Origin of the sequence: Flavobacterium sp., from assembly GCF_040382755.1 — a bacterium.
Lineage (GTDB): Bacteria > Bacteroidota > Bacteroidia > Flavobacteriales > Flavobacteriaceae > Flavobacterium.
In genome coordinates this window covers 18417-39277 of record NZ_JBEIET010000007.1, presented here as the reverse complement: position 1 = coordinate 39277, position 20861 = coordinate 18417, and the positions used below count along the sequence as shown (strand labels likewise).

16 protein-coding genes are annotated in these 20861 nt (G+C 30.6%); 3 read left to right on the top strand and 13 right to left on the bottom strand.

The features are described from left to right. From accB to pdxA, 5 genes are all read right to left on the bottom strand, one after another. On the bottom strand, window positions 1-482 hold a 482-nt coding region (gene accB / locus ABWO04_RS01660), incomplete at its 3' end, for an acetyl-CoA carboxylase biotin carboxyl carrier protein (RefSeq protein WP_353076740.1). 32 nt (window positions 483-514) lie between these two features. Continuing rightward, window positions 515-1504 (bottom strand): beta-ketoacyl-ACP synthase III, encoded by a 990-nt coding sequence (locus tag ABWO04_RS01655; RefSeq protein WP_353076738.1) that lies wholly within the window; start codon window positions 1502-1504, stop codon window positions 515-517. Between the two features lie 241 nt (window positions 1505-1745). Next, a complete protein-coding gene (rpmF, locus tag ABWO04_RS01650; protein ID WP_166075583.1) occupies window positions 1746-1940 on the bottom strand; it encodes a 50S ribosomal protein L32 in 195 nt (64 codons plus the stop codon). Window positions 1941-1946: 6 nt separating this feature from the next. Further along, window positions 1947-2486, bottom strand: coding sequence for a YceD family protein (locus tag ABWO04_RS01645; RefSeq protein ID WP_291241641.1), 540 nt, complete (start codon window positions 2484-2486; stop codon window positions 1947-1949). 84 nt (window positions 2487-2570) lie between these two features. After that, window positions 2571-3620, bottom strand: a complete 1050-nt coding sequence (pdxA, locus tag ABWO04_RS01640) for a 4-hydroxythreonine-4-phosphate dehydrogenase PdxA (RefSeq protein ID WP_353076736.1) — start codon at window positions 3618-3620, stop codon at window positions 2571-2573. A 46-nt stretch (window positions 3621-3666) separates the two neighbouring features. Here pdxA and ABWO04_RS01635 point away from each other — a divergent pair, with 46 nt between their 5' ends. Both ABWO04_RS01635 and ABWO04_RS01630 read left to right on the top strand, forming a co-directional pair. Then, window positions 3667-4257, top strand: a complete 591-nt coding sequence (locus tag ABWO04_RS01635) for a riboflavin synthase (protein ID WP_353076734.1) — start codon at window positions 3667-3669, stop codon at window positions 4255-4257. Between the two features lie 146 nt (window positions 4258-4403). Beyond that, on the top strand, window positions 4404-10385 hold the full coding sequence (locus ABWO04_RS01630; protein WP_353076733.1) for a BspA family leucine-rich repeat surface protein: 5982 nt from the start codon (window positions 4404-4406) through the stop codon (window positions 10383-10385). A 397-nt stretch (window positions 10386-10782) separates the two neighbouring features. Here the strand turns inward: ABWO04_RS01630 and ABWO04_RS01625 are convergent, their stop codons facing one another. From ABWO04_RS01625 to ABWO04_RS01610, 4 genes are all read right to left on the bottom strand, one after another. Then, window positions 10783-11991, bottom strand: a complete 1209-nt coding sequence (locus ABWO04_RS01625; RefSeq protein WP_353076731.1) for a tyrosine-type recombinase/integrase — start codon at window positions 11989-11991, stop codon at window positions 10783-10785. Between the two features lie 3 nt (window positions 11992-11994). Further along, complete coding sequence (locus tag ABWO04_RS01620) at window positions 11995-12183, bottom strand: helix-turn-helix domain-containing protein (RefSeq protein ID WP_353076730.1); 189 nt, start codon at window positions 12181-12183, stop codon at window positions 11995-11997. Between the two features lie 46 nt (window positions 12184-12229). Continuing rightward, the gene (locus ABWO04_RS01615; protein WP_353076728.1) at window positions 12230-13690 is read right to left on the bottom strand and encodes a DNA modification methylase; all 1461 of its coding nucleotides are present in this window, start codon (window positions 13688-13690) and stop codon (window positions 12230-12232) included. A gap of 179 nt (window positions 13691-13869) precedes the next feature. Beyond that, window positions 13870-14373, bottom strand: a complete 504-nt coding sequence (locus tag ABWO04_RS01610; RefSeq protein ID WP_353076726.1) for a hypothetical protein — start codon at window positions 14371-14373, stop codon at window positions 13870-13872. Between the two features lie 299 nt (window positions 14374-14672). Between ABWO04_RS01610 and ABWO04_RS01605 the strand changes: the two genes are divergently transcribed. Next, window positions 14673-15284, top strand: coding sequence for a hypothetical protein (locus tag ABWO04_RS01605; RefSeq protein WP_353076725.1), 612 nt, complete (start codon window positions 14673-14675; stop codon window positions 15282-15284). 619 nt (window positions 15285-15903) lie between these two features. Here ABWO04_RS01605 and ABWO04_RS01600 read toward each other — a convergent pair. From ABWO04_RS01600 to ABWO04_RS01585, 4 genes are all read right to left on the bottom strand, one after another. Continuing rightward, on the bottom strand, window positions 15904-17268 hold the full coding sequence (locus ABWO04_RS01600) for an FISUMP domain-containing protein (protein ID WP_353076723.1): 1365 nt from the start codon (window positions 17266-17268) through the stop codon (window positions 15904-15906). Between the two features lie 616 nt (window positions 17269-17884). Beyond that, window positions 17885-18490: a recombinase family protein gene (locus ABWO04_RS01595; protein ID WP_353076721.1), complete on the bottom strand. Its 606-nt coding sequence runs from the start codon at window positions 18488-18490 to the stop codon at window positions 17885-17887. A 540-nt stretch (window positions 18491-19030) separates the two neighbouring features. Beyond that, window positions 19031-19639: a hypothetical protein gene (locus ABWO04_RS01590; protein WP_353076719.1), complete on the bottom strand. Its 609-nt coding sequence runs from the start codon at window positions 19637-19639 to the stop codon at window positions 19031-19033. Window positions 19640-19786: 147 nt separating this feature from the next. Further along, window positions 19787-20860 carry a hypothetical protein gene (locus tag ABWO04_RS01585; protein WP_353076717.1) on the bottom strand — a complete coding sequence of 358 codons (1074 nt, stop codon included), beginning with the start codon at window positions 20858-20860 and terminating at the stop codon, window positions 19787-19789. Between the last annotated feature and the right edge of the window lies 1 nt (window position 20861).

Below are 20861 nucleotides of genomic sequence, written 5' to 3'. Positions count from 1 at the left end.
TATGATGGATCAACTAAAAATAAAGGTTGGTCAAATTCAACTGGTGAAGAATCGTCAACTAATACTTTTACGATTTTACCTGAAATTTCAGATTCAATTTCGTTGAATAATTTCATGGCTTCAACCACACAAACTACATCGCCTTTGCTAATAGTACTTCCAACTTCAACAAACATTGGTTTATCTGGAGCTGGTTTTCTGTACAATGTACCAATCATTGGCGACTTAATTGTAATGTATTTAGAATTGTCTTCAGCAGCTTCTACCGCTGGTGCAGCAGCAGGTGCACTTACGGCAGCAACAGGCGTAGCAGCTTGAATAGCTTGTTGCATTGGTGCTTGTTGCACATAAGTAATATCTGGAGAATTACCTTCAAGAGTAGTTCTAATAGTAATTTTTACATCGCCCGTTTCTAATTTTACTTCTGCTACTCCAGAATTAGATACAAATTTGATTAGGTTTTGAATTTCTTTTAAATCCATAATTAAGTTGTTTTAGTTATAGTTTGTTTTTATTAATATGCCCATTTTAAGTAGATAGATCCCCAAGTGAATCCACCTCCAAATGCTGCAAAAATTAAATTATCTCCTTTTTTAAATTTATCTTCAAAATCTGCTAAAAGTAAAGGCAATGTAGCAGAAGTAGTATTTCCATAACGGTGAATATTGACTAACACTTTAGATTCATCCACATTCATTCTGCTTGCAGTGGCGTCAATAATTCTTTTATTTGCTTGATGCGCAATTAACCAATTCACATCATCGTGCGATAAGTTATTGCGTTCCATAATTTTTTCACTTACATCAGCCATTCCTGATACGGCATGTTTGAAAACGGTTTTTCCATCTTGAAAAACAAAATGTTGTTTGTTTTTTATGGTATCTTCAGAAGGAGGCAAAATAGAACCACCAGCTTCAATTTTTAAAAACTCTCTTCCAATTCCATCCGATTTTAAAATTTCGTCTTGTAATCCTAATCCTTCATAATTTGGCTCAAACAAGGCAGCACCGGCGCCATCACCAAAAATAATACAGGTGGCACGGTCGGTATAATCAATTATAGACGACATTTTATCGGCACCTATAAGTAATACTTTTTTATATTTTCCAGATTGAATGTAGGCTGAAGCAGTTGACATACCAAAAAGAAAACTTGAACAAGCGGCTTGCAAGTCATAAGCAAAGGCATTAGTTGCGCCAATTTGTGAGGCTACATATACTCCAGTTGCTGCTACAGGCAAATCGGGTGTGGTAGTTGCCATGATAACCAAGTCAATTTCTTTCGGGTCTAGTTTTGCTTTTTCTAGTAGGTTTTGAGCAGCTTTTATGGCAAGGTAAGAGGTTCCTTCACCATCTAATTTTAAAAGCCTTCTTTCTTTTATTCCGGTTCTTGATGTAATCCATTCATCATTGGTATCAACCAAAGTTTCTAGAACCTGATTTGATAATACATATTCTGGTACATACGAGCCAATTGCAGTAATTGCGGCAGTAATTTTATTCATATGTTTTTAATGTTATTTTTTTTGGTAACATATGTGTCGCTATTTCTTTGTGATTTTCTTTCGAAGCACACAGTGTTTATAACGATTTCATAAATAAATAATTTTCTTTGCAACTTTATGTGCGTAAAGAGGCGAAAATTACGAATTATTTCGGAATTTTCTAAAAATACAATTAGATAATTTTCATTAAAATAAAAAAAACCCTCACGCAAGTGAGAGTTTCTCATTAATTTTAGTGAAATTATAACATTGCTTCAGTCTTGTCGATAACAACTTGACCTCTGTAATACATTTTACCTTCATGCCAGTATGCTCTGTGATATAAGTGAGCTTCACCGGTTACTACGCAAGTTGCAATTTGTTGTGCAGATGCTTTGTAGTGTGTTCTTCTTTTGTCTCTTCTAGTCGATGACTGTCTACGTTTAGGATGTGCCATTTTACTCTATTTTTTATCCGTTAATAGTTTTTTTAAACCTTCCCATCTTGGGTCTATTTCTTTAATCTCTTGTGCTTTTGTTTCTTTTGGAGAAAATTTTTCCAAATTTTGTAATGCTTCTGATTGTAAAGTTCCATCTTTTATTCCGGTGTGTATTCTTTTGGTTGGAACCGATAAAACCATCATTTCATAACAATATTGTGCTACGTTTACTTGAAATTCATCATGAGGCAAAATGATAAATTCATCATTGTCATCATTAAATTCTTCGCCAAATCTAACTATGAGTTTCATTTTTCCTTTAATAGGTAAATCAAAATCTTCATTTGTTAAATCGCAAGGAACATTTATAATTCCTTTGTGCGAAAAATTGAGCTCAAGCATGTTGCTTTTTTTCTCTAATACTACATTCATTTTGATGTTAGAATCGTTAAATTCATCATAGCCAAAATGAGTAAAGAACGTATTGTTTACTTGAAATTCAAACTGGTGTTTACCCAGTTTTAATCCTGAAAATGGGATTAAAAATTCTTTTAATATATCCATAACATCAGTTTTTCCCTTTTTATAAGGGTGTGCAAAGATACAAAAATATTGGAATTACAATAATTTTCTTTGCTTTTTTTTAAATTAAACTTTTCCTGTTCCTTTTTTCAAAGGATTGTGAGTAAGCTCATTATATTCCATACGGTTTTTATAGATATCTATAGCGCTGTAAACGGCTTCTCTAAAAGAGCTTTCGTTGGCTATATTTTTTCCTGCAATATCAAAACCTGTTCCGTGATCTGGCGAAGTTCTTACTTTGTTTAAACCCGCAGTAAAATTTACACCTTCACCAAATGATAGGGTTTTAAAAGGAATTAATCCTTGGTCGTGATACATCGCAACTACCGCATCGTAATTTTTATATTGGTTAGAACCAAAAAAACTATCTGCTGAAAACGGACCAAAAACTTGTATGCCACTTTTAAATATTTTTTCTAAACTTGGTTTCACAATTTCATCATCTTCTTTGCCAATTACACCATTATCGCCGCTATGTGGATTTAGTCCTAACACCGCAATTTTTGGTTTGTTTATTTTGAAATCGGCAATTAAACTATGATTAATAGTGTTGATTTTTTTCTCAATTAATGTAGTATTAATATGTTTTGACAATTCTGCAATGGGAATATGGTCGGTAATTAATCCTACTTTTATGTCTTCATGAACCATAAACATTAGTGCTTCACCTTCTAATTGTTCGTTTAAATAATCAGTATGGCCGGCAAATTTATAATCTTCCGCTTGAATGTTGTATTTATTTATTGGTGCTGTGACCAACACATCAATTTGGTTGTTTTTTAAAGCTGTTGTAGCCGCTTGAAACGATTTTATGGCATATTTGCCAATTTCTTCATCCAATTTGCCGTTTTCTAAATTAACACCTTCGCGCCAAACATTTAGTACATTAATTTTACCCAAAACAATTTGGTCTAATTTATCTATACCTTGAATGAATGCAGTTAAATTGTAGTTTCTTTTTAAAAAAGAAACAATTTTAGCATTGGCAAAAATCACTGGTGTGCAGATGTCTAACATTCGGGTATCTTCAAATGTTTTTAATATTACTTCTGGTCCAATGCCGTTCATGTCTCCAATCGAAACACCAACAATTATATTTTCCGAATGTTTTACCATTTTTATTTCTTAATTTTGATGCAAATTTATAAAAATAAACCGTCATATGTTTACAGGAATCATAGAATCTATCGGAATAATTTCAGATATCAAAAAAGATCAGGGAAATGTACACTTAACAATTCAAACAAATATTACGAATGAGTTAAAAATTGACCAAAGTGTGTCACATAATGGTGTTTGTTTAACCGTTGTAGAAATTTTTGACAACAAACACGTAGTTACGGCCATTCAAGAAACAATTAATAAAACCACTTTAGGTTTATGGAAAATTGGCGAAAAAGTAAACATTGAAAGAGCCATGAAATTAGGCGATAGACTTGACGGACATATTGTACAAGGCCATGTAGACCAAACCGCAGTTTGTACAAGTATTCAAGAAAAAAGTGGTAGCTGGGAATTTACATTTGAATACGACACGGCTTTAAATAATATTACTATCGAAAAAGGCTCTATAACAGTAAACGGAACCAGCTTAACAGTTGTAAATTCAGCTAAAAACAGCTTTAGCGTGGCTATTATTCCGTATACCTACGAACATACTATTTTTCATACTTTTGAAATTGGAACAAAAGTAAATTTGGAATTTGATGTGGTAGGAAAGTACATTGCCAGAATGTATGAATTAAGAGGGTAATAGCCTAATGAAATAAATTTTGAGAAAACCTTGTAAAATAAGGCTTTTACAAGAGGAATAATTGTATTTAACGTATTGATTTTAAGTTTTTTAGTTTGTTTTAAAAAAAATAAATTACCTTTGTATTTATTAATAAAAAAACAAATATGAAAAATATTTACACCTTATTATTTATTGGATTACTTTCTTTTAGTTCATTAATTAATGCACAACAAAACCCAAATTTTACCTTACATACCAATGGAGTAACGTGTCTTTGTCCTAACGCGGCAGTTGGAGAAACCGGAGATGTAAACGGCGTTACTTACACCAAAAGAACTAGAGTACAAATTACTCCTCAAAACGCGGCTACCACTTGTACAAGTGGAATAACGGATATGAGCGGGTTGTTTCAAAATAACCAAAGTTTTAATGGAAATATTAGTACTTGGGATACAAGCAGTGTTACTAATATGAGTTCGATGTTTTATTACACTACCTCATTTAACCAACCTATTGGATCTTGGAACGTTAGTAATGTTACTAATATGGGTAGTTTGTTTGAAGGAGCTGCCGTCTTTAACCAACCTATTGGATCTTGGAACGTTAGTAATGTCACTAATATGGATAGTTTGTTTGAAAGTACTTCGTTTAATCAATCAATTGGTTCTTGGAATGTTAGTAATGTAACTAATATGCAATATATGTTTTTTGGTTCAACTTTTAACCAACCTATTGGGAATTGGGATGTAAGTAATGTAGTCAATATGACTCTTATGTTTCGCGGAGCATCTAATTTTAATTCAGATATTAGCAATTGGAATGTTAGTAGTGTTACTAATATGTCAGGTATGTTTCAAAATTCATCTTTTAATAAGCCGATTGATAATTGGAACGTAAGTAATGTTACTAATATGTCTTCGATGTTTGAATGGTCAAATTTTAATCAACTTTTAAATAATTGGAATGTTAGTAATGTTAGTAATATGTCTTCGATGTTTGGATATTCTCCTTTCAATCAACCCATAAACAATTGGAATGTAAGTAATGTTACTAATATGAGTAATATGTTTCAAAACACTACTTTCAATAGACCAATTGGAAATTGGAATGTGAGCAACGTAACTAATATGAAATGGATGTTTGATACAAACACCACTTTCAACCAACCTCTTAATAGTTGGAATGTAAGTAATGTTACTAATATGGAAAGAATGTTTTTCAATACTCAAGCATTTAATCAACCATTGACAAATTGGAATGTTGGTAATGTAACAAATATGGGTGGAATGTTTAGACAATCTGCTTTTAACCAAAATTTAAGTAGTTGGCAATTTAGCTCTAACGTTATACTTACAATTTTCAATTATAGTTTTGCTGAATATTCACAAATGAATATTCAAAATTATGATGCTCTATTGTCAAGATTTGATACTTTAGGTTTATTAAATAATACTTTACGATCTAACGATTTACTTTATAGCAATCAAACAGCAAGAAACAATTTAATCAACAATAAAGGATGGACGATTATAGGAGATACTTATTCAGCGGCTCCAGTTCCACCAACGTTAACCACCTCATATGTAGCGCCAAGAAAAGTAAAAATAGATTTTACACCGAGCACCTCTAACAACGTTACTGGATATAAAGTATATAAATCTACAGATAATATTACATTTACCTCAGCGAGTACTATAACCACTAATTCATATACTGAAACTGGTTTACAAAACGGCACTACTTATTACTATAGAATTAGTGCAGTAAATAATTTGAATCAAGAAAGTACTACTTTTTTAGAAGTGAGCGCTACTCCTTCTAATACTTGGTATGTAGCTACAACAGGTACAATTACCGGTTTTGGTTCAGCAAATTCACCTATGAATGCTATTCAAACCGCTATTAATGCGTCAGTTTCTGGGGAAATTGTTCAAGTAGGGAATGGTACTTACACAGAGAATATTATGTATAATGGAAAAAACATAACGGTTACTTCATTATTTAGTACTTCACAAAATGAAGCAGACATTACCAATACCATTATTGATGGTGATGCAAATGGTTTGCCTGTAGTTAGGTTTCATAATAACGAAACAAACGCTGCAAAATTAATTGGATTTACGGTTCAAAATGGATTAACCGCTACTAATGAATGGGCAGCTGGGATCGATACAAACACAGCTTCACCTGAATTAAAAAACGTGATTATAAAAAACAATAATTGCGGTAACAGTTGGCCAAAAACTGCAGGAATTCGTGTAGTTAATGCAAATGCTCCAGTACTAATTGAAAATACTACAATAAAAGAGAATACAGGAGGCGCAATCTATTCACTAACAGGTGCTACAGCTTCATTAAAAATTAAAAATTGTAAAATATATAATAACACAACTACTACAGCTGCGAGCGCAATATATATTCATGGCGATCAAGATTCCAATTTACCAATAGAAAACACATTAATTTATAATAATGTTTCAAATAGTGGCGGAAACGTTATTCAAGGAAAAGATTTAGTTTTATTAAATTGTACTATAGTAAATAATAATGTGGCTGACCAAACAACACCAAAACTTGCACTTACGGGTCAATCAGGAATTTTTAATTCTATCATAGGAACTAATCATATCATTACCAATCAAGGGAATTTAAAAATATCCAAATCCTTAATTAAGGATGGGCAAAGTAGTATTTTAGGAAATATTTCACCTATTTGGTTGACGTATACAAATAATATTTCATCTAATCCAATGTTTGTGAATGAAGCGCAACATAATTATAAACTATCTGATTATTCACCTGCAATTGGTTTTGGGGCTGCGGTAAACACTATTAGTACGTTTAATTATTCAGCTCCAATAACTGATATTGAAGGTAATATTAGACCAAATCCAGCGGGTTCAAACCCAGATTTAGGTGTGTATGAAAATAGTTTTGCGACAACACAACATAATACAACTATTTATGTTGCCACCAACGGAAATAACACAGGAAGTGTTGGTTTAGAAACAGCTCCTTTTGCAACAATACAAGCGGCAATTAATTATGCAATTACCGGTGACCAGATATTAGTTAAACCAGGAACGTATACAGAGACATTAAGTTTAAATAAAGCTATTGCTATTAGGTCAACTAATGGCTACCAACAAACAATCCTTAAAGCATTAAATCAACAAACAATTTTAACCATATTTAATAGTGACGCATGGAATCCAATATTAACTTCTATTAAAGGTTTTAAGTTCACTACTGATACACCAGATTTACCTCAAACAGCTATGAGTCTTCAAATGGGTGCGTTTTCTTCTATAGAAAAATGTTGGTTTGAAATTGGTGGTGGAATAGCTACTTATTATGGATATTATGATGCAATTAATTGTGTATTTAATAATACAGGGCAAGTATCTTTTCATGATGCAGGTTACAGTACAGATGATAAATTGTCAAGATTTTTTAATTGTACAATTATTAATGCAAATGCAATTAATAATGCTGCTCCATCGCAATTTCCAAAAATTTACAATTCAATTATAGTTAGAAATAATTCAAACACAGCACCATATTTTAATGGAACAGTACCATTATTAAGCAAGGTATTAATCGATGCAAATCCAAATACACAACCTGGTTCGGTGTTTACAACTATTTCTTCTATTGATGATATTTATTTTAATAATGTAGTAAATAATGATTACACATTAAAAAATTATTCTCCAGCAATTGGATATGGAGGTGCTTTATCTAATGTTATTGACGATATAGATAATAATCCTCGTCCTACTTTATCTTTTCCTGATTTAGGAGCATATGAAAACAGTTTAGATACGCGTTCTAATGCACCACCAAGAATAAACCAAGTTGCAAATGTGACAATTGATGAAGATGCTGCACAACAAACTATTAATTTATCTGGTATTGCAGATGGTGACTTGTTTGCTACTCAAACAGTAACAGTATCGCATACCAATTCAAATGCGGCGTTGTTTTCTAATTTCGCTATTAACCATAGTGCAAGCGCTACAACAGGAACTTTAGTGTTTACTCCAACTCCAAATGCTTTTGGAACAGCAAACATTACAATTACTGTATTAGATAATGGAACAACAACAAATGGCGGAATTAATAGTAAAACCATTTCTTTTACTATTACTATAAACCCAATTAACGATGCTCCAGTAGCCTTAGACGATAGTATATTAGTAAATGAAGGGGCAACAATAACAACAGTAACAAATAACGCAACAACTTTAACAAATAATGATACTGATGTTGACAATGTTTCACTTACTACAACTATTGTAACACAACCAACAAATGGTTCAGTAACACTAAATACTAATGGTACTTTCTCGTATACGCATAACGGATCTGAAACTACAACTGATAGTTTTACTTACAAAGCATATGATGGGGTTTTAAATAGTAATATTGCCACTGTATCGATAACTGTTACTCCCGTAAATGATGCGCCTCTAGGTAATAATGATTCTATTTCAGTAAACGAAGGGGCAACAGTAACACTATTATCAAATAGCCAAACATCTGTTTTAAACAACGATACTGATGCAGAAAACAACACGCTAACAGCAAGTGTAGTTACTGCACCAACAAATGGAACGTTAACACTAAATAGTAACGGGACGTTTTCATATACTCACAATGGTACAGAAACTATAACAGATAGTTTTACTTACAAAGTAAACGATGGCTTGTTAGACAGTAATATTACTACTGTAAACATTACTGTGGTTCCAGTAAATGATAATGGGCCAACCGATATTTTAGTGTCTAACTTCTCTTTAAATGAAAATATTTCATCAAGCACTATCGGACAATTTTCAGTAATAGATTTAGATTTACCAACTGATACGCATACCTATCAATTAGTTAGTGGACTTGGTGACACAAATAACTCTAGTTTTACTATTAATGGAACAAATCTTTTGAATACGGTAGCCTTTGATTTCGAAACAAATCAAACGCTTTCAATAAGAGTAAAAGTAACAGATGCTAATGCGGTTTCACATGAAAAAGTATTCACAATTAACATAGTTAATGTAAATGACATTAGTATTACGCATACAAAAACAGATTCATATTGTGCAGGAAGCGCGGGTAATGGAACCATTACAATTAATACAGTTAATCAAATTATGGGTACACCAACGTATAGTTGGACCGCAACCAATGGGGGCGTAATACCAACTGCGCAAGTAAATAATCAAAATCTAACAAATTTACCTTCTGGTACCTACACTGTTTCAATTACAGATTCTTTTTTCACTTACACACAAAGTTTTACCATTGCACTTATTCCGCAATATGCTGATTTGAGTATTTGTTATGTTTCAAGTGATGAAACACAAGTGACTAAAAATAGAATTTATTTGAACAATCAAGGAAATTACAATACGGCTTTCTATGAAATTTTGAAGGAAAGTAGCGTTTCTAATGTTTATACTTCAATAGGTACTATTTTGCCAAATCAAAATTCATTTTTAGATGACATGTCAAATAATATGTCTCAAGAATATAGATATAAAGTACGATTACTAGACAATTGTGGAAACACTTCTTCAAGTTCAACTTTACATAAAACGATATTACTTCAAAGTAATACCTCGGTTAATAATTCTGTCAATTTAAATTGGACACCATATATAGGAACTACTATACCTAGTTATATTATTTATAGAAAAATTAATCAAGGTGTTTTTCAACAGATTGCAACTATTTCGTCAAGTTCAACTACATATAACGACCCAACGGCTAATGTAGCACAAAATTCTTATGAATATTATGTAGCAGTTGGCGTAAGTAGTTGTAATACATCAACAGGAAGAAATACAAATACAATTACTGAAATTAAATCAAACAGAGCGATATTAGGGACTAATTTAGCCGTAAATAACTTTAGTATAGACAATCAAATTATGCTTTTCCCTAATCCAACAACTAATTTATTGAACATAAAATTAAATGATGGTAATGAACTTATTTCAGGTGAAGTATACAATAGCTTAGGTCAAAAAGTCTTAACTATTACTACTACTCAATTTTCAGTTGAGCAATTGCCAAGTGCTTCATACCTAATTAAAGTAGTAACAGCACAAGGACAAGGAACAAAAATGTTTATCAAAAATTAATTGGTAAAATAAATATTTAATAAAAAAATCGCCTACTATAGGCGATTTTTTTTATGCTTTTAATGTAAATTTAAAATTGATAATTTTAATAAAAAAAGTTGAGCATTCGGTTTTGCTCAACTTTTTGCTCAACTTTTTAATAAGAAACCCTTGTAAATACTGATACTTACAAGGGTTTTGTTGTGGTCCCACCTGGGCTCGAACCAGGGACCACCTGATTATGAGTTGTTCTAATTAAACTTTGAACCGCTTGTTATCACTGACTTTCAAGATTTTAACTGATTTCAAGATTCTTTTATTTATCATTTATTCACCTCTTTTTTCAATAAATCTTGCTTAAAATCTTGCTTAAAAATAAGGTCATCATTTTTAAGTGTGGCTAATACAAATAAACACCTTATAAAAGGTGTTTATTTACTTCAAAAACTGTTTCTCTATCAAGACTCGCTAAATAATGTTCCGTTACAATTGAATTAGAATGACCCATCATTTCTCCAATTCTGTCTTTAGATACGCCGGCTCGGTTTAGAGTTGTAGCGTAGGAGTCACGAGCAGTTTTGGTTCTTAGCGGGACTGATAATTTTAATTTTTGAGTGATGATTTCTAATTGAGCATTTATCTGACCTTTTAATTTATGGTTTTTATTGTCAAACATTTTTTCGGTATAACCATCATTTAATTTACCGAGAATAAAGGGACTGTCTTTAACTCCAACTTTCTCTATTATTGACTTAAGGTCATTTGTAAGCGGGACCATTATTTTTTTTCTATTTGTCTTTCTTGTTGTCTCTGTTTTTTTTCTATAAAACTCAAGACATCCACCACGTATGTCCGACCACTTCATACGGAGTAAATCTGCAAAATTTATACCATTACACCGATACAAAAAAATCCAAATATCTCTTGCGTATTCTTCCTTTGTAGAATCAAAATCTTTCAAATTTATTACTGATTTGATTTCATCGTTAGTTAATACCAACTTTGAAGGATATAAATTTTGAATACTATATCCTCTTTTCCCAAACGGATATTGATAAAAACTTGGAATAATTGGTTCTTCACTAATAAAATAATTGATAATCCTTCTTAAGTTTCTTAAGTTAGATTCAATTGTGCTTTGACTTACACCTTCATCATTTCTTTCTTTAACAAATTGATTGATAAATGATAAATCTACATCAAGAATAGAGGCATTGGGAGAATATTTTTCAAACAATAACTTTGTGTATTTGTAGTGTTTTTGACTTGTTATTTTCAAGGTTGAATAATTTGTTACGAACCTATCAAATAAATCACCTAACAATAATGAATCCGGTTTTTCCAACTCTTTTTGAAAAAAAAGTATTCGGAACTTATGTTTATTAAAAGGTTTTATATCATTAAATAATTTTTCACTTTTAGTTAAGTTCTCATTACATTTTTTTCTAAACTCAATACTACTGGCATCCATTGCTTTTTTTACAAATATTCGGGTATATTGCTCTTCAGTCATTTTAGCAAGATTTAAGTAAATCTGCTCTTTACCATTTATTACTCTAATGGAAAGATTATACTTTCCACCTTTTAATTTTGAACGAGTATCTAATAATAATGTGAATGTCGCCATAAATTATGCTACTTTTAATTGTGGAATTTCATAATAAGATTCACACCCGTTAGACATCCATCGGTCAATTTCTTCTCTATCAAAGATTACTCTTTTATTCATTTTTATTACAGGTATAGAACCGTTTGTAGTTCTTTTGTAGATATTTGACTTTGAGATTTTGAGATACTCAGATAATTGGTCCACGTTCATATAACGATTTGGTATATTTATATTTTTCATATTATTTCTTTTTAGTTTACGCAACATTATCTAATTCATATTCAGACAATCTTATTTCAGAAGCTTTGACAAATAGTGGGTTAACTTCATAACCCACGTATTTTCTGTCTGACAAAACACAACTTTCAGCGGTAGTCCCTGTTCCATTGAACATATCTAATACTAAATCTCCCGGTTTTGAAGTTGATAAAACGAACATCATTGGAAGTATTAAAGGGAAAGTGCAGGAATTTTCCATTGGCAGGTTTTCTTTTTTGCACTTATCTCTTAATTTTTTTGTGTCTGAACTACTCATTGATAATACATTGTCTCTATAATCAAATCCTGATGTTAATTTTGGTTTATATCCTGATTTACTCAATGAAATTCTATTTTCAATGTCCTTATATGATAATAACCAATCTTGAGAGAAGTAATATTCTTTTGATTTTACAAAGTGATATATTGGTTCAAAATTTCTTACACTTCTTTTTCCGTGAGTATATCTCGGATTTGATTTTAACCAATAATAACAATCTATATATATCCACCCTCTATTCTTCATTTCTAACAAAAAAATTTCCGGAACACTTTGATATTCTCCATCAATAACACAATCATTGATATTAACAAACAATGACCCATCTTCTTTTAACACACGTTTTGCTTCATCAAAATTTTTCATTAAATTTTCTATGTACTCCTTTACACTTTTTTCTTGTCCATTTTGGTCTTTTCCAGTGCCGTAATCAAACATTTGAAAAAATGGTGGACTTGTGATGTGTGTTTGTATAATTCCATCATTTAACTCTGACATATCAATACTGTCTTTATTGAAAATTGAAACATTTTCGGTAATAAATTCATATTTTATAGAGTTATTATCCTCATTACATTTCTTGAGTAGTTCGGTTTGAAGATTTTTATCTAATTGGTTAAGAGTAATATTATCACTATCTACTTTTGCTATTTGTTTGAAGAAAATCTCGTCATTATAATCTTCCTTATATATTTTATTCAAAATACTTTCAATAGATTTTAACTTGTTTATTTTATATTGACCTATTTTCTTATAAGCATTATCCTTTTCATCTTTCACCAGTTTCATTTGAGGATTCAAGTCAGTTCTCTCACCTCTTCTTAATGAATAGTATTCATCATAAAAACGAAGTTCCAATACTATATCAACTAATGTTTTAGTTCTGTATTGATTTGATGAAACTGCTAAAATTCCCTTCATTTCTTCAGGAGTATTGATAAAAACTACAGGAACTTCATCAAGACCCAACTCTAAAGCAATTTGATGGCGGAGATTACCTGAAATTATCTCATACTCAAAATTTACTAATAATGGATTAAGTAATCCAAACTCACGAATGTTCTCTCTAATCTCTTCATAATTGTTTGGTACTACATACATTGAATGTGTAGTATAATTTTTCTTTAACTGCTGTGGAGCCACCACAGATATATTAGGCGATAAATTATTTTTTTTCATACGTTCAAGTTTTAATAATTAAAAAATTGAACCTTTACGACAGGTATGAAACGTGTTTGTTCACGCAGTTTGTATTGCGGGTCTTTTAGAGATGACCAACTCTTCTTAAATTATTTATCAGTACGTCAAAGAACTTTGTATATGATTAAAAAATCATATGTTTTTTAAGCAAAAAAAAATTACAAGGTGTATAATTCTCCTGTTATCTTCATTAACTCTATTGGTGACACTCTATTAAGGTATTCCCATATCTTGTTTTCAGCTTCATAAATTAAAGTAGGGTTCTTCAAGTCAACACTTTCTCTATCCTTAAAATATTTGCTAAGAGAGCAAATATGAACACTTGTATATTTTGATTTAGGCACTTTCCCGTTTAATTTATAATGCCATTTAACTTTGGCTAATATAGTTGGTGACGACTCTCTATTCTTAACCACCGAAAGTGTATAAGTAATATTGTCTCTATATATCAATTCTTCTGTTTTTGATTTCCAATAATCGTAGAACTTAATAAATTCTTTAGTTGAAGGAATCGTTACTTCAATTTCAGAAGAAATAAATGAATTAAAATCACTTTGAATTAAATCTATTAAACCATTAAGTTCAGAACGAGTTAATCCTGAGTATAACTTTGCATAATCAAATGTTAGGGGACGTCCGTACTTATTTTTAATAGGTTCCAAATTGTATATGATTTAATTTTGCAATGTTACGGACTATTATAATTTTGTGCAAGTTTTTTTTAATATTTTTTTATTACTCCCTCCTTAGCCCCTGCCAGATATTGAAATAGCGGGTATCCTCCCTGGGTTCCCCCGGGGTATATACTATAAATAAGGGTTATAGAAGTCTTTATATCGCTTTCCTATAAAAGTTGACATTAACTTATTGCATTAAAAACCACTTTGAAAATTTTTAGAATTTTTTTTTTAGAAAAATGAACTTCTCCTGATGTCAGAAATACTTATATGTAAACAGTGTTATGAAAAAATTAGAATCTTATTTGGGATTTGACATCAATTTAGATGATGACGGAAATGTAGTAATTAACGATTTTTGTTCTTATCCGGCTATGTCAAAGAATTGTCAGACCTTACACCGAAAGTTAGAACTCATAAAAATTGACGAAAGTAAATTATCTTTCCCTATCAGGTTAAAAGCGTGGGTTGTCACAATTTCACCGACTGACAAACAAACAATTCAGCAATATTTTAGAATAGATGGTATTAAAAAAGTGGTTGAGGAAAATAAATCCAAACTAATTGGTAAAGTTACTTTTATAAAGGGTGAAATATATTACCCTAAAAAATCCAAATATCCTAAACTTGCCGTCCATTTTTATCAAGTTGTTGATGAGGGTGAAACTCTTATTAAAAATGCAAGTCAGATGGTGGCTTTTTGTGAAATATTCTATGATAACCTAAAACAATTCACTCCAAAAAGAATTGATGAACTTGAGAAATTGGTAAATACAGAGGAACTTTTCCAAATCCCTTGTCTCCCAATAGAGTTGGTGAGGTTTGATAAGAATAATAATATCACCCCATTTCTCAATCACGAACTAGCAAAAAGTGCTTCAAAACTAGCATTTTAGTAGATTTAATTGTACCATAATGCCCCTTTTTAGCTGGGTTTCCCAATGAAAATATAACCTTTTTTTCCAAAATGGGGGTGTTATTACCCAAAAGGACTATCCCCATTAAAACAATCAACTAATAATAAATGAAAAAGCGACAATACAAGATAAAGTCATTCATAAACAACCTTGAAAATAATAAACATTGGTACATTATATCAATAGCTTTTGAGAACTCTACATACTTCAGGAGATTAAACAATATAAACGACCTGTATGTAAGACTATCAAACTCCAAATCAAGTATTATTGGTCAAATAAATAATAGGTTGTGGTGGAAAAAGATAATTCCTTCGGGCGTATATCAACCAATCTTAACTGAAAAAAATTTGATTCTAAATTTCATTATGACAACTGACATTAAAATCAACGAGTTGGAATTCAAATCACGGGTAAAGAAAATTTGCCCTTACATATTTATGAAAATTGATTATCAATGTATAGTTGAATTAGATAAAGTAAAATCAAACCATTATTTTTCCCAACAACAAAATATTGAATTGTTTGGTGAGGCAAAGAGAGAACGTTTAACAATATAAATTTAATGTCATAGTTGTATGTTGTTTATTTATTATAATCAATCTTTCACAAATCGAACAGACATTCCATTAAACAAATAAACACCATCTTCACTAAGTACAGTATTATTATAGTATAAAATAATACAACCCCCACATAAAGTACTTGGAAAAGTATTATCACTACAACTATATGCATTTGATATCCAAAAATATGCGTAGTTTCTAATGCTAGAAAATAAAGAATTGTGAGGAATGCCAAATGTAAAATATCTAAAACCTCCCGGCAAACCACTAAAATTTATAGAATTTAATGCACCTGTATTAGGAGGATTCCAATGTGATGTACCCGTTTCTTTCATTTTACCTCCAGCAACAGAAGACCCCCCTAATTGACCCAAAAGACAAGTATAATCCGATGTAGACATAATGTGATATCCAACTGGCGCTAATTTTTTTCGTAATGCGGGATTGTTTAATGAAGCCGAATTATATATTCCCGCAACTGCATATCCATTATACAACTTGCCATAAATAGCACCATTTGCGGGGTCGTTATTGTAATAACACCAAGCTCCTGTGGTGAGGTTTGCCCATTGGACAGGGTCTGTAACTTGAGGTATAATAGTTCCATCTGAATAATGAGATACATTCAAGTTCTTTATCCCCCAGGTCTTTACTTCAGGACAATTACCAAAACTTACTGTTTCATATGTATTTCCATCATAATCTGTTACAATTGGATTAGTTGTGAAACTTTCCTCATTACCATATGCAGTACCTCCGACATTTGTTGCATATGCTCTTATGTAATACGTAGTATTACCAATAAGTCCTGTAATTGAACTTATAAAATTACCTGAAACAGTGCCGTCAATTGTTTTTGTTGAAAGAGAAATAGAGGGGTTTGGGCTTGTACTCCATATTACTCCACTTACTGTTATTGGTGAACCACCATTCCCAAAGATAGTAGCACCTGACTTTACAGATGTTGTTGATATTAAATTTGCCGGTGTTGTTGATAAAGTTGGCAAACTTGTTGTCGTTAAAACAAATTCATTTGAATATGTTGGAGAATTTCCCGTATTGTTAAAGGAACAAACCCTATATGTATAAGTTGTATTTAATAATAATCCATAATCATAAAAATAATTTTCATCTATATTAGTTGTTCCAATTTCTATATATGAACCAGCCCCTATTTTGCGCTCAATTCTAAATCCTGTCTCATTATTTGAATTATCTGTCCAATTCAAACTGCATATTGATTGTGAATTCCAAGCTCCTGTCAAATTGGTGGGTGTTATAGGTAATAAATTATTGATAGTATTAGTATTATCAATTGAATCAGTAGTTGTTGAACATCCACATAAAAACAAGAATGATAATTGTATGATTAAAAGAAGTAGTTTTTTAACATTCATTTTAATTATTTATAACATTAGCCCTACTATGTCTCACTCGTAGAATTAAATATAATAAACTAGCGTGAGACAAATTGCTATTAAATGCTCTTGGAGGTGGTCGAATACCTACGAAACAAAGTAATAGAACTGCTCACGCCATATCGTGAGCGAGTGACACATACTTTCCCGTTTCGTAATGAAATTTCGACCTTTCAAGAGCGGAAAATATAGCAAACGCTAATTTTTTACCAATAAAATATTATCACTTTTGAGTGATAACAATACAAAAGTAGATTAAATTTATGAAATGAGCAAATGAGGTTATTTGACTAATAATCTGATATTTATGATTTTTACATAAATGTCTGTTAAAGTCATTTTTAATATCATATTTAATTGATTCAATAAGAAAATATCAATATTTTTTAGTTCATCTAAACTTATTCTTTTTGATGTCTTTAGGTTTATTTCCGGAACAAACAAACCATTATCCATATAACAATTACTAAGAAAGTGAATAGAGTTAACTCTAATGGTAATGTGATTTCCAAATCTCTTTCTCACCAATTTATTCAATAACCTATTTGTAATATTTATTACGCTTGATGATGGTACTGATAGATTCATAATAGCATCACAGATTAGCAACCTTTCTAATTTTAGTAACCGTATTAAAATGAACTCCTACTATTTTAGCAACTTCAACATTTTTGTATCCTTTTTTAATGTAGTCAATCGCCTTAGCATTCTTAGGTTTTGATAAAAATTTTAAGACATCTTCAGATGTCCCTTTTGCACGTCCCAAATACTTGCCTTTTTGAAGTTTAGCAAGAGCTATCCCAGACAATTGTCTGTCTCGCCCAATAGATTTTTCCATTTGTGCGACTATACCTAAGATGCTAATTACCATATTAGAAATATTGTTTTCAGTTCCATCGGGTTGAAGAGTTCTTAAACCTTGAGAAACGAAATGAATACAGATTTTTTTTTCGTTAAAAAATTTAATGTTATTTAATATGGTAAGTAGATTTCTCCCGAGCCTATCAATTTCCCAAACGTGAAGCTCTGTTAACATTCCTTTCGAAATAAGATTTAATATTTTTTCTCCACCTGGTCTTTCAAATAAATCAATAGAACCACTACACTTGTCCTCAATTACAAGTTGGTAATTATTTTCATTTACTCTTTGGCGGTCTGTTTTTTGTTCTACGGTGCTTATTCTAACATATAGGACTTTCATATCTCACAATTTAAGGTTAAGGCTAATTACAAGCTATAATTGTGAATATGCGCTATGAATTATGCTAAATAAACGCTAAATAAGAGAGTGATGATAAATCACAAAAAAAGGTATACCCTAAAAATAAAAATCCCCACTAAAAGTAGGGATGTAAAATTCATATTTAACTGTTGTCATTTATTTTATCTTTTAACTTCAAAAAGTTATTTACCGATATCTCAACGAGCACTTCAATAAACTTCAAAATTTCAATTATTTCCTCATCTGTAAGTTTTTTGTCCCTGCTTTTATTTAGGATTTGTTTTGCCTTTTTGAATTCCATTAACTGTTCATTTTTATGTTCACATACTTTTTTTATGTGACAATAATAAAACCTTTATAAACATATACTTTAGATTACTATAAGGCTAACTTACAGCGAAAAGTCAATATGTCGGCGCGTGTGAAAACTATTTTTTTGAGACGGTAATTAAATTGCTACTTATTAGGTTTATATATAATTCTCCATTTAATAACAATATGCTTATAAGTTCCCTTTTATTATCTCAAAACATAACTATATGCGTATCCTTGTTCATTTTTTTCAGTAATATGCTCATAATCGTAAATAAGAGGTTTAGATGGTCTAAACGCATTTTTAATTTCTAAGAATTCAAAGTCATCTTTATTACATTCGTATGGAATAGTCCAATCTTCATCACATTGATATATTGATTCACTTATTTTTCCATTAACATTTTTATAATGGCTGACTGCATAACTACTTGATGAAATACCTTGCGGGCAATTTTTTAGAAATGGTATTTCTACCCAATATGATTTATCGGTAACTCTATAAATTCTACATACTTCACTTGTAATTGGAAAACAAAAACTAAGTTTATCAGGTGTTCTAATCCAATCCCCAACTTTATATTTATTATGATAAACCTCCCTCTTTTTAATGATTTTAACTGCCGGTTCTATTATTTCTAAACCACTTCTAAAACCAATTACTAATCCATTTAATTCTACAAAAACAAACGAGGTTTTTTTTGTAATTATTCCTTCTTGATTTTTGTATTGATTTTCACCAATAACCCTAACCTTGTCTCCTAAATTGAATGTTTTTTTCCAATCGTTTAATTCTTTTTTTGTAATGACTGCCATAATTTGATAAATTTTATTGTTTTATAATTTTTTATATGAAAAGGATAATTGAAAAAAAATTAAGAGTCAAATCGGTATTGAAAATATTTCAAAAAAAATCCCCACATAAAGTGGGGACATATATTTTAAGTAATATAAATTACAGAACTACCTATAAATAATCTTTCTTTCGGTAATAATTTTTTTTGGACTCTCAATTGGGTTACCAACATAAAAATTACTTTCAATAGATTTTATCCAATTACCTTTATCGTCATATTCATATAAAATGATTTTTTTACTTATTTCTATATCCTTTCCTTTATATTGGATTTCTTCTTTAATCAAATTACCTTTATTGTTATATTCAAAATATTTTTTCCAATACCCGTCATTATCATAAACTATTCTATTGTTTGCATCATATTTATTGGTATCAAGTATTTCTTTTGTTCCATCTGAATCTATTGAAATTCTTTCTGTAAAATTTCCGACTGAATTATAATAAGAAATATATTTAGACCCATATTTTACATTCTCCTCTATTTCCTCCTTTAGCTTACCAGTTTCATAGTATATATAGCTTGTTTTTCTATCTAAAGTATCTCTATCAAAATATAAAACTTGTGTTTTTAATCCATTAGTATAATTGTATATATATTTTGATTCATAACCCCAATCGTGAAAACCCTCATATTCAATTAATCTTCCTTTTAAGTCATATTTACTAATAGTTCTTTCGGCAATAACTCCTTCGTTATTATACCTCTTAAACTCAATCTCTTTGTTATTATCATAAACGGCGATTTCCTTTCTATCTAAAATACCTTTTTTGAATCTACTACATTCAATAATATTTCCTTTATCATCAAATTCAAACTTCACGTGTTCAATAATAACATCGTTTTTTACTACTTTAACATCTTTTGTTTTATCATTTAAGTATGTCCAATCTGCTGTTACAAGACCATCCTTATTATCTGTAAATTTTGCATTTAATGGATAATTTTTATCATTAAGATTAAATATGCTTACTTCGTAAATTGAATCTTTCTTTAATTCACCAAAATAGTCAATCACACTATATTTTTCTACTTCAATTGTTTTTACCGAACCTTTTAATGGTCTCCCGCTCTTATCTTCATAAGGTTCTTTGAAGTCGTTTGAATGAATCTGTGCCCAACCATATTGATTAAAAATAACCAAACTTAAGACAACAAATATTTTGCTGATTTTTTCCATA

Coding starts and splice junctions, on each gene's coding strand:
- ABWO04_RS01645 (WP_291241641.1), bottom strand. CDS start 2,486: ATGGATATATTAAAAGAATTTTTAATCCCATTTTCAGGATTAAAACTG.
- rpmF (WP_166075583.1), bottom strand. CDS start 1,940: ATGGCACATCCTAAACGTAGACAGTCATCGACTAGAAGAGACAAAAGA.
- ABWO04_RS01590 (WP_353076719.1), bottom strand. CDS start 19,639: ATGGCAGTCATTACAAAAAAAGAATTAAACGATTGGAAAAAAACATTC.
- ABWO04_RS01630 (WP_353076733.1), top strand. CDS start 4,404: ATGAAAAATATTTACACCTTATTATTTATTGGATTACTTTCTTTTAGT.
- ABWO04_RS01625 (WP_353076731.1), bottom strand. CDS start 11,991: ATGGCGACATTCACATTATTATTAGATACTCGTTCAAAATTAAAAGGT.
- ABWO04_RS01620 (WP_353076730.1), bottom strand. CDS start 12,183: ATGAACGTGGACCAATTATCTGAGTATCTCAAAATCTCAAAGTCAAAT.
- ABWO04_RS01595 (WP_353076721.1), bottom strand. CDS start 18,490: ATGAAAGTCCTATATGTTAGAATAAGCACCGTAGAACAAAAAACAGAC.
- ABWO04_RS01615 (WP_353076728.1), bottom strand. CDS start 13,690: ATGAAAAAAAATAATTTATCGCCTAATATATCTGTGGTGGCTCCACAG.
- pdxA (WP_353076736.1), bottom strand. CDS start 3,620: ATGGTAAAACATTCGGAAAATATAATTGTTGGTGTTTCGATTGGAGAC.
- ABWO04_RS01605 (WP_353076725.1), top strand. CDS start 14,673: ATGAAAAAATTAGAATCTTATTTGGGATTTGACATCAATTTAGATGAT.
- ABWO04_RS01655 (WP_353076738.1), bottom strand. CDS start 1,504: ATGAATAAAATTACTGCCGCAATTACTGCAATTGGCTCGTATGTACCA.
- ABWO04_RS01585 (WP_353076717.1), bottom strand. CDS start 20,860: ATGGAAAAAATCAGCAAAATATTTGTTGTCTTAAGTTTGGTTATTTTT.
- ABWO04_RS01600 (WP_353076723.1), bottom strand. CDS start 17,268: ATGAATGTTAAAAAACTACTTCTTTTAATCATACAATTATCATTCTTG.
- ABWO04_RS01635 (WP_353076734.1), top strand. CDS start 3,667: ATGTTTACAGGAATCATAGAATCTATCGGAATAATTTCAGATATCAAA.